This is a genomic window from Sphingopyxis sp. KK2 (genome assembly GCF_001990265.1).
Taxonomy (GTDB): Bacteria; Pseudomonadota; Alphaproteobacteria; order Sphingomonadales; family Sphingomonadaceae; genus Sphingopyxis.
The window spans coordinates 1-15,132 of sequence record NZ_LYVN01000101.1; the positions used below are offsets into that span (position 1 = coordinate 1).

The following is a 15,132-nucleotide window of genomic DNA, read 5'->3' on the forward strand; positions in this document are numbered from 1 at the left end:
CTGATCGTCGGCCCGACCGGCGCGCGCGGAATATCCCTTGTCGAAGATATAGACCTGCGCGTCCGGATAACGGCGGAACTGCAGCGCCAGCAGTGCGAGCAGCACCGATTTGCCCGCGCCGGTCGGGCCGACGATCAGCATATGGCCGACGTCGCCGACATGGGACGACAGGCGGAAGGGCGTCGAACCGCTGGTTTCGGTGTAAAGCAGCGGCGGGCCGCCCAGGTGCGCGTTGCGCGCGGGGCCAGCCCACACCGAAGACAGCGGCATCAGATGCGCGAGGTTCAGGGTATGGACGAGCGGCTGGCGAACATTGGCATAGACCTGGCCCGGCAGGCTCGACAGCCAAGCCTCGACAGCATTCGTGCCCTCGCGGATGCAGGTGAAACCGAGGCCGTTCACGATCCGCTCGACCGCACGCACCTTCGCCTCGACCCGCCCGCGATCCTCGTCCGCCACGGTAATAGTCGCGGTCAGATAGCCGAAGGCGAGCATGTCGGCCCCGAGCGCCTGAAGCGCGAGATCGGCATCGGCGACCTTGTTGTCGGCATCGCTGTCGAGGAGCTGCGCCGGCTGGTTGTACATTACCTCGCGCAGCAGGGCCGTGATCGACTTGCGCTTGTTGAACCACTGGCGGCGCAGCCGAGTGAGCACCCTGGTGGCGTCGGTCTTGTCGAGCGCAATGAAGCGCGTCACCCAGCGGTAACCGAAGCCCTCGTGATTGAGCGCATCGAGAATTCCAGGCCGGCTCATGTTCGGAAAGCCCGACAGGGTGAGCGTTCGCAGGTGCCGGTTGCCGAGCATCGGCTCGAGTCCGCCGGCCAGCGGCGTGTCGGCGAGCAGGCCGTCGAGATACATGGGCGTCTCGGGCACCGCGACCGGATGGCCGTTCCGGGAAATACTGGCGTGGAGGAAGGTCAGCGTTTCGGCATCGTCCAGCGCGCGAACCTCGGGCATGAAGCCCGCAAGAAGGTCGAGCGCGCGGCCGGTTTCGGCGATGAACTGGGCGAGCGCCTGCCGCCAGTCGCGACCTTTCTTGTCGTCATTCCGCTCGACGAACGCACGGCCGGCGGTGTCGGCCTGATCGGGCGGCGGCAGAAAGGTCAGCGTCAGATGATAGACGCTCTCGAAATGCGCGCCGGCATTTTCAAAGCGCGCGCGGCGCTCCTCGTCGACGAGCCAGGACGCGGCATCGGGGAAACGGCTTTCGGGATAGCCCGCCGCTTCGCGCCGCTCGGCCTCGAAATGCAAGGCCCAGCCCGATCCGAAGCGTTTCAGCACATTGTTCGCCCGCGCGCAGGTCGCGACAAGTTCGGCGTCGGTTGCCGATTCGAGATCGGGCCCGCGAAACCGGAGCGTGCGCTGAAAGCTGCCGTCCTTGTTGATGACGACGCCCGGCGCGACCAGCGCCGCCCAGGGCAGATGGTCGGCGAGCCGCTCGGCGCGGCGCCGATATTCTCCAAGGTTCAGCATGGGAGGTTCAGCATGCGAAATGCCCCTTCTGGCGAAGGTGGCGGACGAGCACGGGCGCGAAATCGGGATCGCGCTTCGCCGCGAACACCGCTAGCGTATGGCCGAGCGCCCACAGGACGAGGCCGGCAATCCACTGCTGAAGCCCGAGCCCGAGCGCCGCCGCGCATGTCCCGTTGACGATTGCGATCACGCGCGGCGCGCCGCCGAGCAGGATCGGTTCGGCAAGCGCCCGATGGAGGGGGACGTCGAAGCCTTCGATCTGCGTGCCATGGACAGCGGAGCCGCTCATGCGACCAGCGCTCCCCCGCCGAACGAGAAGAAGGACAGGAAGAAACTCGAGGCGGCGAAGGCGATCGAGAGGCCGAAGACGATCTGGATCAGCCGCCGGAAGCCGCCGGCGGTCTCGCCGAACGCGAGGGTGAGACCCGTCGTGATGATGATAATCACCGCGACGATCTTGGCGACGGGCCCCTGGACCGATTCCAGCACCTGCTGAAGCGGTTCCTCCCAGGGCATGCCCGACCCCGCCGCGCTGGCGGTTGCCGCGAACATGACGCCAAGCGCAAGGGCAGCGCCGCTGAGCCCTAGATTCCGCGGCGCGGAAAAACGCGATTGAAGCATGATCAATCTCCTTGATGATCGGTTCTGGAGGGAGGCGTGAGGTCGATGACGGCATATCCGCCGCCCTCGGGGTGGAGACCGGCGACGCGCGCGACCGTCTCGACGCGGCGGGCGAGGCCGCGCCCGGAAAGGAAGACGATCATGTCGATCGCCTCGGCAATCAGCTGTCGCGGTACCGCGACTACGCTTTCCTGGACGAGCTGCTCGAGCCGGTAGAGCGCGGCGACCGCGCTGTTCGCGTGGACGGTCGCGATGCCCCCCGGGTGTCCGGTATTCCACGCCTTGAGCATGTCGAGGGCTTCCCTGCCCCGCACCTCACCGACGATGATGCGATCGGGACGAAGGCGCAGCGTCGAGCGGACAAGGTCGGCCATCGCGACGCCGCTACCGTCACCGCCCGCTGCCCGCGTACGAAGCGCGACGACGTCGGGCGCGGCACATTGCAGTTCGCGCGTGTCTTCGATCAGGATGACCCGCTCGTCGAGATGGGCCATCTCGGCGAGGAGCGCATTGGCGAGCGTCGTCTTGCCCGACGATGTGCCGCCGGCGACAAGGATATTGCGGCGCTCGACCACCGCCATCGACAGCAGCCGGGCGGTGTCGGCGGACATGATGCCGTCATGCACATAGTCGAGCAGGCTATGGATCTTCGCGGCGGGTTTGCGGATCGAGAAGCAGGGCGCGAGGCTGACGGGCGGCAGCACGCCCTCGAACCGTTCGCCTGCCCCTTCGCCGTGCGGCGGCAATTCCGCGGAGACGATCGGCGCCGCGGCATGGACCTCGGTGCGGGCATGCGACGCGACGAGCCGGATAATGCGCTCGACCTGCGCGGCGTCGTAGCGAACGCCGGTATCGATCCGCCCCTCACCGAGACGGTCGAGCCGCAGCACCCCGTCGGGGTTCACCATGATCTCGACAACGTCCCCGTCGGCAAGCGCGGCGGCGATCGTCGGCCCCATGGCGCTCTGCAGCATCGCCCGGCGGCGTTCGGCGGAAAGCAGCCCGGTCACGACCGCTCCTCCGTTTCGTCGACGGCGCCGATCGAGCGCTTGCCGCCCGCGATCTGGCGACCGACCTGCGCAACGAACGCCTCGAACCGCTCGCGGCCGACCGCGCGCGCGGCGTGGTCCGCCTCGGGAAGCGGCGCGGTGACCATGAGCTGGTAGCGGACGAAGAGCGACAGGCTCTCGAGAAGCACTTCGACGTCGCGCGCGACGCGGCCCATCTCGCGCGACATCCGGTCGAGCCGGACTTTCAGAAGATCGTCGATCTCTTTCGATCCGCGCCGCGCGAGATAGGCGGCGAGCGCGGCGTTGACGATCCCGCTCTTGGTCGCGCCGGGCTTTGCCGCCAGCGCGTCGAGCGCTTCCCCGAGCGGCCGGTCGAGATAGAGGTTCTGGCGATATTTCATCGATCAGAGCCCCAGCGTCAGTTGGGGGTTGCCGCCCTGATCGATGCCGTAGGCGCGCGCTGCCGGCGTCAGGCCGCGGGCGCGGTCCATCGCGCGCTGGTCCGCCGCCGCGTCGCCATCGTCCTGATCCGGAGCCGGAGGTTCGTTCTGCTTCGAGGGCTCGGCCTTCGCGCCGGCGTCCTCGCCGAACCCGGGGTGACGCTGCCGCTCGAGACCGCCCTCGTCGCCTCCCGGCTCCATGGCCTCCACGGCATTTGCGAGACGGGCGTCCTGCTTGCGGACGAAGCGTCCCCATTCGTCGGGTCGGGCCGGCGGGCGATCGGCATAGCGACCGTCCGAAAGCACAGGCGGCGGTGCGAGCCGGTCCTGGAAATTGGCATCCTCATAATAGCGCAGCTTCTTCGCGCGGATCGGCGAGAGCCCGGCGACGAGGACCAGTTCGTCCGACGCCGGAAGTTGCATCACCTCACCCGGCGTCAGCAGCGGCCGCGCGGTTTCCTGCCGGCTGACCATAACGTGCGCGAGCCAGGGCGCGAGCCGATGGCCCGCATAGTTGCGCATTGCGCGCTGTTCAGTCGCGGTACCGAGCGCGTCGGAGATGCGCCGCGCGGTACGCTCGTCGTTGGTCGCGAAGGCGACGCGGACATGGCAGTTGTCGAGGATCGAATTATGCTCGCCATAGGCGCGCTCGATCTGGTTGAGGCTCTGCGCGATCAGGAAAGCGCGGATGCCGTAGCCGGCCATGAAGGCGAGCGCGGTTTCGAAGAAGTCGAGCCGTCCGAGCGCCGGAAACTCGTCGAGCATCATGAGGAGGCGGTGCCTGGTCTGCCCGTCGCCGGAGGCATCGAGCCGTTCGGTGAGCCGGCGGCCGATCTGGTTGAGGATGAGCCGGATGAGCGGCTTCGTGCGGCTGATGTCGGAAGGCGGCACGACGAGATAGAGCGATACCGGGCGTTTTGCGTCGACGAGGTCGGCGATGCGCCAGTCGCAGCGCGACGTGACCTCGGCGACGGTCGGGTCGCGATAAAGCCCGAGGAACGACATCGCGGTCGAGAGAACGCCGCTCCGCTCATTGTCGGACTTGTTGAGCACTTCGCGCGCCGCCGAGGCGACGACGGGATGGACCCGCGGCGCATCCTGCGTGCCGATATGGTTGGTCGACATCATCCGCTTCAGCGTCGCGACGAACGGCCGCTGCGGATCGGAGAGGAAGGCCGCGACGCGGGCGAGCGTCTTCTCCTCCTCGGCATAGAGGACGTGGAGGATCGCGCCGACGAGCAGCGAATGGCTGGTCTTCTCCCAATGGTTGCGGCGTTCGAGCGCGCCTTCGGGATCGACGAGGATGTCGGCGATATTCTGGACGTCGCGGACTTCATATTCGCCGCGGCGGACCTCGAGGAGCGGGTTATAGTGGGCCGAGAGCGGATCGGTCGGATTGAACAGAAGCGCGTGGCTGAAGCGCGACCGCCAGCCCGCGGTCAGCTGCCAGTTCTCGCCCTTGATGTCGTGGATGACCGCCGAACCTGTCCAGCTGAGCAGCGTCGGCACGACGAGACCGACGCCCTTCCCCGACCGGGTCGGCGCGAACGCCATGACATGCTCGGGGCCGTCATGGCGCAAATAATCATGATGATGGCGGCCGAGAAAGACCCCATCGCCGTTCCTCAGCCCGGCGCGGCCGATCTCCCCGGTGTTCGCCCAGCGGGCCGAGCCATAGGTGGTGATCTGCCGCTGCTGGCGCGCGCGCCAGAGCGAACCGAAGATCGCGGCAGCACATCCCAGAAAACCGCTGGCGCCGGCGAGCGCCCCGGCCTTGTCGAAGACCGCCGGCGCATAGGCGTCGAAATGATACCACCAGGCGAAAATCTGCCACGGGCGATACACTGGCGCACCGAAAAGCGAGAACCAAGCCGGCCCGAGCTGCGGCTGATGGGCGAGCATGGAAGCTGCCCACTGGGTCGCCGCCCATATCCCGAAGATCACGATCGCGAACACGACGAGGATCTGGCCGATGAGCAATTTTGTGGGGGTCATGACGGGCTCCGCCGGTCGGCGGACATCCGCACCGGTTCATGCCCAGAGGATCAGCGAACTGGTCCCCCATGAAAATTACGGTCTTGGCGCGCCATTAAGCGCCGAGGAACCCCGAGCACATCACCCAGCTCCGAACTCCAACATCCCAATGCCAATTTTTTGCTAGCAGCACGCGCCCGAGGTCGACTTAGCGCCCGATTTCGGCTGTTCGGGAGTTTTTTGTGTGCTGCCAAAAGCTGCCGCAAGAGTTCTGCGGTTGGCCAAAGCCAATCCGAGCCGATATGGATCAATTCGCGCTATTTCATGCCTTCTCGCCGCTATCCGATCGAGGGTACCAAGGAGTAGGTAAAACAACAAAATGAACGGCGTCAGGGGGCTGCTTTGAAGATTTACGCTGTATCGATCGAGAATTTTCGAGGCATCAGTTCTGCGAAGCTGGTGCTGCCGGACCATGCTGTCTTCATCGGCGATAACAACACGGGCAAATCCTCGGTTTTGGAGGCGATAGATCTTGCGCTCGGGCCGGACAGATTGAGCCGCCGCCCTCCGGTCGATGAGCATGATTTTTTCGAAGGCAAGTATCTTCCCTTGGCCGCTGCCCCCGCCGCGGAGGGCGCTGTGGCCGATGAAGCTGAAGAGAAACCAGTCGCGGAAGCCCCGAAGATCATCGTCGAAGTCACCATCGCCGGTCTATCGGAAGAGCAGGAGGCCAGGTTTGGCGGCAACATAGAGTGGCTCAATGTCGAAACGGGCGATTTCTTCACCGAGGCCAACCCGGAGGGTGTCGATGCCGCGAACATTAAAGCGGCGCTCCGCGTCACCTTCATCGGCGCCTATGATTCCGATGAGGACGATTTCGTCGGCAACACTTTCTATTCGCGCAGCCTGAAGGAAGCGGACAAGCCCGAGCCTTTCTCTAAGAAGGACAAACAGCACTGCGGCTTCCTGTTCCTGCGCTCCCTGCGCACCGGCTCGCGCGCGCTCAGCTTGGAGCATGGCAGTTTGCTCGACATCATCCTGCGGCTGAAGGAAATTCGGCCACAGATGTGGGAAGGCACGATCGGCGCGCTCGCCGCATTCGATGTCGCAAGCGATCCCGCGCTCGGCATTTCCGGCGTGCTCGACAGCATCGACAAGTCGTTGAAGAAATATGTGCCGCGCGAATGGGGTGTGAAGCCGCACCTCAAGGTGTCAAACCTCACGCGTGAACATCTGCGTAAGATCGTGACCGCCTTCATCGCCACCGGCGACGGTGATCACGCCGCGCCCTTCTTCCGCCAAGGCACCGGCACGATCAACATGCTGGTCCTGGCTATGCTGTCGCAGATCGCCGAGGACAAGCAGAACGTCATCTTCGCCATGGAAGAGGTCGAAACCGCGATCCCGCCCTATGCTCAGAAGCGGATCGTGCATGAGCTGCGCAAGCTAGCCGCGCAGTCGATCGTGACATCGCACTCGCCTTACGTCCTTGAGGAATTCAAGCTCGACGAGACCGTGATCCTGTCGCGGGCCAATGACGGTGTGCTCAACCAAGCGCAGATATCGTTGCCCGACAGCGTAAAGCACAAGCGCTATCGGCAGGAGTTTCGGACGCGCTTCTGCGAGGGCCTCCTGTCCCGCCGCGTGCTCATCGCCGAGGGTGCGACCGAGGCCAGCGCCTTTCCGGTGGCCGCGCGCCGGCTGTCGGAGCTAAACTCCGCCACCTATGCGTCGCTTGAGGCGCTCGGCATCTGCATCATCGATGCGGGCACGGAGTCCCAGATCGCCGATCTGGCCGGGCTGTATAAGGGCCTCGGCAAGCGGACGTTTGGGCTTTGCGACAAGCAGACCGATCCGGCGAAGGCGGCGATCGAAGCCCAGGTCGAGCGGCTGTTCATGCACGAGGAAAAGGGGATTGAAGATCTCATCCTCAAGAATACGACCCAGGATGCGCTTGAGCGGTTCTCCGACGCGCTCGACTGGCCGCAGCATATCCTTGCTAAATATCCCGATCCGAAGGACAGTGTGATCGCGGCCCTGAAAGAGTATTTCGGCTGGGCAAAGGGCAATTGGGGTGTCGCCGATTTCCTCGGCCAGTGTTCCGAGGCTGAGGTCCCGTCCTGGATTCGCGACGCTTGCATAACGCTGAAGGCGATCTGTGATCCGCCGCCTGCGCCGCCAATACCGCCCGCGCCTCTTGCACCGGCTCCACCCGTCCCGCCACCGCCAGTGAATGGCGGGCAAGCCGCGCCAGCGTCCAGCGCTTAGAGGGCGCGATGGTCGATCTGACGCCGGCGCAAAAGGAAGTTTTGGCTGCCGAGGGACATCAGCTCGTCGTCGGCGGTCCCGGCTCGGGCAAGACCACCGTGTCGATCCTGAAGGCGGCGAAGATTGCGCGCGAGAAACTGAGGCCGGGGCAGCGCATACTTTTTCTCAGCTTCGCGCGTGCGACCGTCTCGCGTGTGTTCGAGGCGATCGATGAAGAACGGTCGGTCACCAAGGAGGAAAAGAATCGGATCGAGGTCGATACCTATCACTCCTTCTTCTGGCGCATCCTCAAGGCGCATGGCTATCTTGTCGGGTTTCCGCGGCGGATGACGATCCTTACGCCGCCGAATGAGGCGATCGCGCTGTCAGCGATCCGCAGTGGCTTCAAGGCGCCGTCAAAGCTGTCGGATGAGGAGAAGGCGCACAAGGCCGCGCTGGAAGTGGCCGAGCGCATGCGGCTCGCGACTGAGGAAGGTAAGGTCTGCTTCGATCTGTTTGCCGAGCGCGTGGCCATCTTGCTGCATGGGTCAACAAAGGTCCGCGAGCTTGTCTCGACGATGTACCCGTTCATCATCCTCGATGAGTTCCAGGACACGAGCGCAGATCAATGGCGCGCGGTCGAGGCGATCGGGAAGAGCAGCACGCTGATCGCGCTGGCCGATCCCGAGCAGCGCATCTTCGATTTCATCGGCGCGGATCCCGAGCGGCCGAACCATTTCAAGGAGGCGTTCAAACCGTCCGAACACGACTTGGCCGGGGACAATCACCGAAGCAAGGGAACCGATATCGCTATCTTCGGCAATCACCTCCTCACGGGCAAGTTTCGCGACCAACCCTATCAGGGCGTGGAATATGAAGGGTTCGCGTCGAATCCCAATCAGGCCTATGCGTCGCTCGTCGCTCAGGTGCTGAAAGCCCGGCAACGGCTCCTCGCGCTGGGTCGCCGGGACTGGTCGCTCGCAATCCTGGTTCCGACCAAGCGTATGACGCGTCTGGTCTCCGACAATCTACGTGCGCCGTTTGGCAACGTGCCGCCGATCACGCACACGGCGGCGGTGGATATGGAAGGTCCGATTCTTGCGGCCGAGGTGATCGCCTTCCTCCTGCAACAGCGCAGCCACAGCAACTGCTTCAATGAATTCGTCGACGTGCTTTGCAGCTTCTTCGAAGGACGAGGCGGAGCGACCCCGACAAAGGGCGATCTGGAGGAAGCCGCGCGCTTCAAGTCCGCGCTGGAGAAATGGAATGGATGCCTCGCCAAGGGCAAGGCGACGCCGGGTAACAGCGTCCTTCAGGCGACATTCGCCGTCCACCAAGCCGCAAGTACCATCGCGCTGACGGGGCAGCCCGATGCCGACTGGACAGCGGTTCGAGCCGTTCTCGAAGCCGGCGCCTGCAAGCGTCTCGTCGAGGTTGCCGAGGAAGCCCGTAATGTCCGCCTGCTGGAACGCGGAACCCAACTGCGTCAAAGCCTCTCACAGGATTGGCGCGACACCGGAGGCTATAAGAACGCGCTCACCGTTACGCGGCAGTCCTTTGTCCAGGAGCATTTCGCGACGGCACACAAACCCGAATCCGGCATCGTTGTGATGAATATGCACAAGGCCAAGGGGAAGCAGTTCGACGAAGTCATCGTCTTCGAAGGCTGGCCGAAACGGTTCAAGGGCGAAATCGTGGGCAACCCTGACCGTATCGTCGGCGGCAATGTGAATTCCGGCGCGATGACCCAAGCCCGCCAGAATCTTCGCGTCAGCGTGACCCGCGCTAAGATTCGCACAACGATCATGTCGCCCAAAGATGACGTGTGCGTATTACTGATCCCCGCCGAATAACTTGACTAGGGGCGCTCTAATGCGCTGCGGATCTCGGCTAGATCAGCCCCGGCATCCTGCCAGCGATGGCTGAGCCGGCGCCAAGGGGTAGGGAACGGCAGATATCGCTACACGCCTACCTGAAACCAGCCCGTCCGAAATCGGCCAATACCGCCGACGAGGCCCTGCCGATGTTAAGATCAAATCTTGAAAATCTGGGCCGCATTGCCGCCGAGGAAGGCTGCTCTGGCTGTCTCTCCAAGGTCAAGGCCAGCTAGGCCCTCGAGCGCCTTGGCGGGTTCTATCATCGGGTAGTTCGTGCCGAACAGGACTTTCGATGCTCCATGAGCCTTTAGGTACTCGACAAGTTGCAGCGGGTACCGTTTGATGGTGTACGCCGAGGTGTCGATGAAGACATTCTCATGTTTTGTCGCAACGGCAATGGCTTCGTCAGTCCAAGGGTAACCGATATGGCCGCCCACGATCACTAGTTCGGGAAAGTCTAGGGCGACCTGATCCAGATAGATCGGCCGGCCGACTTCCGATGGCATGAGCGGCCCCGTGTGCCCAATCTGTGTACAGAAGGGTACACCCTCGTCCACGCATGCCGCGTAAACCGGGTAAAAGCGACGATCGGTTGGCGGCGCTTCCCAAAGCCACGGAAGAACACGGATTGCCTTGAATCCCAAGTCCCGGATGCTTCGGCGAATTTCGCGAACAGCCTCCATCGGCCGCGATATGTCGACTGACCCGACGCCCACCAGGCGCGTCGGCGCTTCCGAGACAAATTCCGCAACCTCCTCATTGGAAATCATGACGTTGCGTGGCGCCACCCAGGCACTGATCAACATCTTGTCGATGCCGCCCCGATCCATGGCAGCGATTGTCGTTGATACGGGTAGCGCTTTGTTCGGAATTTCGCGCCGTGTCCATCGGCGGAGGGAGTCGAACATGGAATCCTGGCTATGGCGAAGCGTCGGGTGCTGCCCCCATGCATCGATGATCATGGCTTTCTCCTGCATGCTCTGTCGGCTATCTATCTAGAGTACAGCTCTGGAGCAATACTCTAATGCGGACACGCGACAAGATCAGAATGGCTGCCCTTGAACTCTTCGACAGGGACGGAACCGAGAAGACGAGCGTCGCGACAATTTGTCAGCGCTCCGGCGTGTCGAACGGGAGTTTCTTTCACGCGTTCCCGACCAAGGATGCGCTGGCAGCCGATCTCTTCCTCGCCATACTGATCGACTATCATGGAGAGATTGTCGCGGCGCTCACCCGATCGAGCGATGCAAAGGCGGGCATCGAAGCTATTATTCTCGCACATCTTCGGTGGGTGACCGAAGAGCGTCAGAAGGCGAAGTATCTTTTCGAGCAGGCAAAAGCAGAATGGCTCAATTCGATCCGCGCCGAACAATCGGCGGAAAACGAAAGGTTTGTTGCGATCGTTGACGGCTGGCGGACGCCATTTGTCGAAGCGGGAAAATTGCGGGCGATGCCGGTAAGCATCTTTGTGGCCCAGATAATTGGTCCGGCGCAGATCATGTGCCGCGCATGGCTCGGCGGGCGTTCCTCTAATGAACCCGGGCGGTATAGTGATATGCTTGTGACCTGCGCTGTGGGCGGGTTAGTCGCTTAAGGGTATTTGCAAAGCTTCCACCGATCCGGATCCATAGGGTCATACCTCCTTAGATCATCCTGACCGACCGTCCGCTCTATCCACTTCCATACCCAAAGCAGACTGTCTCCGATCGGCCACTAACCGCGGTATCGCGCCTCCGACAAATCGAGTTCGCGGGTCAACTTTCGGGCGATTTCGCTGCCGATGGCCCGGCCCCGAGCGAGCTCGACGAGGGCCTCGCGCTCGGCCTTCACGCCGATAAGCTGGAACTCGCGAATGAGCCGCTCTTCCTCGCGGACCGCGGACGAGATGCCATTGCTGCGGCTCTCGATCCGTTCGCGATACAGATCCATGACCCTTGCGCCTGCTGCGGTGTAAAGATCCGCTTCGCCCAGATCCTCTGCCATGGCGTGCTGGCGGCGCTCGATGGCCCGTATCGCGGCCTCGGCCGTGGCGACCCGCGCGGCGTCTTCCTCGGCCTGTTTCGATGGCTCCGGCGGCATGACCAATCCATTGAGGAGCAGTGGAAGCGCAACCGTGGCAAGAAGGAGCGAAACGATGATCACACCCGTTGCGAGGAAGATCGCGAGATCGCGAGCAGGAAACGCTGTCCCGTCGTCGAGCGCGAGCGGCAGCGTCAGGACACCGGCCAACGTGATCGCGCCGCGCACGCCGGCGAAGGACATGGCCGCAACGAGCCGCCAATCGGGACTCTGGATACTGTCCCCGGGCTCGCGTCGCCGCAGGATCGTGAGGCGGAGCGAGACCCACACCCAGACGAAACGCAGAGCCGCCAGGCCGGACACGATGGCGATGACGTACAAGCCGAGCCACCATGGCGCGGCATGGCCCGTTAGTGCCACCGTTTCCTTCGCACCCGCAAGGATCGCGGGCAGCTGCTCGCCAAGCAGCACGAAGATAATGCCGTTGAGCGCGAACTGGAGCGTGTCCCACACCGAATTGCGCCGCATCCGGGTAACCGCCATCGCCTGCCGGGATATTTCGGCGAAGGTCATGGTAACGCCCGCACTGACCGCCGCAAGAATGCCCGAGGCGTGAAAATGCTCGGCGAGCAAATATGAACCGAAGGGAATCAGCAAGCTGACCAGGATTTGTGAGCCGGTATCCTCGCCCCAGCGTTTCGTCACCCACGCCTTGGCGCGGGTGACCGCAAGCGTCACTGCGACGCCGATCGCCAGTCCCGCGCCGGCGACCCACAGGAAATTGAGCGCGGCGGTGCCGGCTGAAAATGTGCCGGTGAGGGCCGCGGCAACCGCAAACCGCAGACAGACGAGGCCGGATGCATCGTTGAGCAACGACTCTCCTTCTAGGATATGCATCATCCGCTTAGGGATCGGCGCGCGCGCCGCGATGGCGGAAACCGCGATCGGGTCGGTCGGCGAGACGACCGCGGCAAGCGAGAACGCAACGGCCATGGGCATCGCGGGGATCAGCCAATGAATGAAGAAGCCCATGCCGATTACGGTCAGGAGAACGAGCCCGAGCGCAAGCTCAACAACGGTCGAGACGTCTTTGAGCAATTCGTCCTTGGGAATGCGCCAGCCGTCGAGAAACAGCAGCGGCGGCAGGAAGAGCAGCAGGAAAAGCTCCGGGTCGAGCTCGACACGATAGGATGTCGATAGACCGATGACCGCCCCGAGCACGATCTGCACCAGCGGCGTCGGCAGCGACACCGGCAGCATGCGCGACAGGGCGCCGCTGACGACGACAGCCAGCAGCAGGAAGAGCACGATCGAGACCGTTTCCAATAGTTCGCTCCAATTTTTTTGCGGTTGTCCGACCCTTAGATGGTAGCCGCAAGTCAAGGCAAGCCGGGACATCGGCCCCTCGCGAGCGGCCTTCACAGGTGCGCAACCCGTTCGCCTGTTGGCAATGTGGTGAGCGCCAATCGGCTCATTTCATCCTGCATCCAGAGCCGGCGGCCCGCTATCCGCCGATCCCCCGGAAGCGGGCGCATCGATCAAGAAATGCTCGGCCCGCTCCGGCTCCGTCCGAATGTCCAGCTGATGCCGTCGCCGCGCGCGATTCCGGACACACTCCGCCCTGCATGCCGGTCGAGAACCGGACGCCACGGTACGAGCGTAAATTCGCGCGACTTTTTAATGAGCGCGTAGCGCCCGCCGAGCATATCGACGTGCCGGCGATAAATGCCGACAACCGATGCTCCGGATTTCGTCTCGGCGAAGGGAATACCGAGTTCTTCGGACATCTGCGCGCCGATCCTCAACAGCTCGCGCCGCCGAAGCGTATCGATCATCCCGGATTGAAAGCTTACTCCGTCGCCCGATTCCCATGCCAGCCCTTCGGCCAGCAGCCACCGCCGACGCTGAGCCTGGGCCTCACGGACATCGTGCCCGAACCCGGCATCGCGTAGCGGCACAGGTTCCTGGCTGACGAACTCGCGGTCGATCCAGGTCGCGGCATCGGCGCCGACCAGGCGTTCCAGCGGCTCTGGCGAAAGGGTTTCGACCGATACGGGGCGATCCCTTGCGCGCGCCGTCTCATAAGCAGCCGCACGCTCGAGATGGTCGGGGGCGATAATCCATGTTCCATCCGCTTCGCGCGTTACCCCGCCCGTCAGCCGGCGAATGGCCTCGAGGCGCCGGACATGCGTTTCGGCGAACGCCTCGGTGGCGCTCGGGTCATGGCGGAGATGCAGGTCGATATCGTAACGGCCTTCATTTGCGGCGGCGATTTCCGCTACCGTTCGATCGGCGTCCCGCACGCTGCGAGCAACGGGTTCGATCCGCACGATCGCGCCGGCAGCATGGGCATCGACATGCTCGCCCTTCCCGATCTCCACATGATGGGTGCGTCCGTCGGTCGCCTCGACAAGCAAATAGTGCCGATCATTGATCTCGTCGACGAGCCCGCGCTCGATAATGCGTCCGACAATCGGGCGCCTCTCCATTGCCGCCGGATCATGGATGACCTGATCGGCAAGCGCCGGAGCATGGCCACGCTCCGCGAATGCGCGTTGCATCGTGCGGATGATATCGCCGCGCTCGCCCATCCGCCGGAGCGTTTCGGCGGCATCGGGAGCGAGCCGCCAATGGGCGGCGCCAACCTGCGCGGCGAGACCAAGCCGCTCGAGCTTTCGGAGGCGTCCCATCCGGAGCGTCTGGTCGAACGCGCCGCGGGTGGTGGAGCTGACGAGAACACCGGCCTCGCTCTCGCGCAGCAATGTGCGGTCGATGCCGGTCAACCGCTCCTGCTCGATTTCGTCGCGGAGCCTGGCCGCGATCGTGCCGGTGGAAAGAGGGCCAAGATCGAGATCGATGAGCTCGGCGGCGCGCTCCCGCAAGCCTCCCGTCATATATTCGCGGGCAATGATCAGATCCTTGCCGCGATCGTCCTTGCCGCGGACGATAATATGGGTGTGCGGGTGGCCGGTGTTGAAATGGTCTACCGCGACCCAGTCGAGCCGGGTGCCGAGATCTTCTTCCATTCGCGCCATGAGGCGCCGTGTCAGCGGCCTCAGATCCTCATATTCGGCGCCGTCCTCGGCCGAGACGATGAACCGGAACTGATGGCGATCGCCGTCACCACGCTCCAGAAACCCCTTGGCGTCGACCTTGTCGGCGTCAGCACCGTAGAGCTGGCCGCGTCCGCCGTCGCGGGTCGTACCATCGCGTTCGACGTAACGGAGGTGCGCGCGCGCCGCGGCCCTGCCCTTTCCGGCCAGCTTCACGATGCGCGATTTGACGATGACGCGGCGCTGGCGAAATGCCGCATAGACATCGCGGCTGGCAAGCACTCGGCCCGCGCCAGCGCCACGACCAATCCGGCTGCCGTCGAAACGCCCGCGCCGGCCCGAACCCGCTCCCCCCGCACGCGCGAGATTGGCAGCCGCGAGAACGCGATGGAGGAACTTCTTCCCGCCCCCCTTCCCC

General features: G+C 63.8%; 11 protein-coding genes and 1 pseudogene. 3 read left to right on the forward strand and 9 right to left on the reverse strand.

The window, feature by feature from the left end; translation table 11 throughout:
• The 6 genes and pseudogenes from B1A78_RS15525 to B1A78_RS15550 form a co-directional block, all read right to left on the reverse strand.
• Nucleotides 1-1,473 (reverse strand): annotated as a pseudogene (locus B1A78_RS15525) (conjugal transfer protein TrbE); the annotation flags it as partial.
• 7 nt (nt 1,474-1,480) lie between these two features.
• Nucleotides 1,481-1,762, reverse strand: coding sequence for a VirB3 family type IV secretion system protein (locus B1A78_RS15530; protein ID WP_077147835.1), 282 nt, complete (start codon nt 1,760-1,762; stop codon nt 1,481-1,483).
• Entirely contained in the window at nt 1,759-2,094 is a 336-nt protein-coding gene (locus tag B1A78_RS15535; protein ID WP_077147836.1) for a TrbC/VirB2 family protein, read from the reverse strand. The genes B1A78_RS15530 and B1A78_RS15535 overlap by 4 nt, the downstream gene beginning before the upstream one ends.
• A gap of 2 nt (nt 2,095-2,096) precedes the next feature.
• The gene (trbB, locus tag B1A78_RS15540; RefSeq protein WP_077147837.1) at nt 2,097-3,104 is read right to left on the reverse strand and encodes a P-type conjugative transfer ATPase TrbB; all 1,008 of its coding nucleotides are present in this window, start codon (nt 3,102-3,104) and stop codon (nt 2,097-2,099) included.
• Nucleotides 3,101-3,505, reverse strand: a complete 405-nt coding sequence (locus B1A78_RS15545) for a type II toxin-antitoxin system VapB family antitoxin (protein WP_077147838.1) — start codon at nt 3,503-3,505, stop codon at nt 3,101-3,103. Before B1A78_RS15545 ends, trbB begins: the two co-directional genes overlap by 4 nt.
• A 3-nt stretch (nt 3,506-3,508) precedes the next feature.
• Nucleotides 3,509-5,539 (reverse strand): conjugal transfer protein TraG, encoded by a 2,031-nt coding sequence (locus tag B1A78_RS15550; protein WP_077147839.1) that lies wholly within the window; start codon nt 5,537-5,539, stop codon nt 3,509-3,511.
• A gap of 381 nt (nt 5,540-5,920) precedes the next feature.
• Here B1A78_RS15550 and B1A78_RS15555 point away from each other — a divergent pair, with 381 nt between their 5' ends.
• Nucleotides 5,921-7,786 carry an ATP-dependent endonuclease gene (locus B1A78_RS15555; RefSeq protein WP_077147840.1) on the forward strand — a complete coding sequence of 622 codons (1,866 nt, stop codon included), beginning with the start codon at nt 5,921-5,923 and terminating at the stop codon, nt 7,784-7,786.
• Between the two features lie 8 nt (nt 7,787-7,794).
• On the forward strand, nt 7,795-9,618 hold the full coding sequence (locus B1A78_RS15560) for an ATP-dependent helicase (RefSeq protein WP_077147841.1): 1,824 nt from the start codon (nt 7,795-7,797) through the stop codon (nt 9,616-9,618).
• A gap of 179 nt (nt 9,619-9,797) precedes the next feature.
• Here B1A78_RS15560 and B1A78_RS15565 read toward each other — a convergent pair whose 3' ends face one another.
• Nucleotides 9,798-10,604 carry an amidohydrolase family protein gene (locus tag B1A78_RS15565; RefSeq protein ID WP_077147844.1) on the reverse strand — a complete coding sequence of 269 codons (807 nt, stop codon included), beginning with the start codon at nt 10,602-10,604 and terminating at the stop codon, nt 9,798-9,800.
• Between the two features lie 86 nt (nt 10,605-10,690).
• On the opposite strand from B1A78_RS15565, the gene B1A78_RS15570 reads away from it, so the two are divergent.
• On the forward strand, nt 10,691-11,236 hold the full coding sequence (locus B1A78_RS15570; RefSeq protein WP_218667988.1) for a TetR/AcrR family transcriptional regulator: 546 nt from the start codon (nt 10,691-10,693) through the stop codon (nt 11,234-11,236).
• A 119-nt stretch (nt 11,237-11,355) separates the two neighbouring features.
• Here B1A78_RS15570 and B1A78_RS15575 read toward each other — a convergent pair whose 3' ends face one another.
• Both B1A78_RS15575 and rlxS read right to left on the reverse strand, forming a co-directional pair.
• Nucleotides 11,356-12,987, reverse strand: a complete 1,632-nt coding sequence (locus B1A78_RS15575; protein ID WP_077147843.1) for a Na+/H+ antiporter — start codon at nt 12,985-12,987, stop codon at nt 11,356-11,358.
• A gap of 212 nt (nt 12,988-13,199) precedes the next feature.
• Nucleotides 13,200-15,132, reverse strand: a 1,933-nt coding sequence (gene rlxS, locus B1A78_RS15580; RefSeq protein ID WP_077147845.1) for a relaxase/mobilization nuclease RlxS, incomplete at its 5' end; no start/stop codon positions are given.

What these genes read in the sequence shown, in the direction of transcription:
- B1A78_RS15560 (WP_077147841.1), top strand. Translation starts at nt 7,795, where the DNA reads ATGGTCGATCTGACGCCGGCGCAAAAGGAAGTTTTGGCTGCCGAGGGA.
- B1A78_RS15530 (WP_077147835.1), bottom strand. Translation starts at nt 1,762, where the DNA reads ATGAGCGGCTCCGCTGTCCATGGCACGCAGATCGAAGGCTTCGACGTC.
- B1A78_RS15565 (WP_077147844.1), bottom strand. Translation starts at nt 10,604, where the DNA reads ATGATCATCGATGCATGGGGGCAGCACCCGACGCTTCGCCATAGCCAG.
- B1A78_RS15550 (WP_077147839.1), bottom strand. Translation starts at nt 5,539, where the DNA reads ATGACCCCCACAAAATTGCTCATCGGCCAGATCCTCGTCGTGTTCGCG.
- B1A78_RS15545 (WP_077147838.1), bottom strand. Translation starts at nt 3,505, where the DNA reads ATGAAATATCGCCAGAACCTCTATCTCGACCGGCCGCTCGGGGAAGCG.
- B1A78_RS15570 (WP_218667988.1), top strand. Translation starts at nt 10,691, where the DNA reads ATGGCTGCCCTTGAACTCTTCGACAGGGACGGAACCGAGAAGACGAGC.
- B1A78_RS15535 (WP_077147836.1), bottom strand. Translation starts at nt 2,094, where the DNA reads ATGCTTCAATCGCGTTTTTCCGCGCCGCGGAATCTAGGGCTCAGCGGC.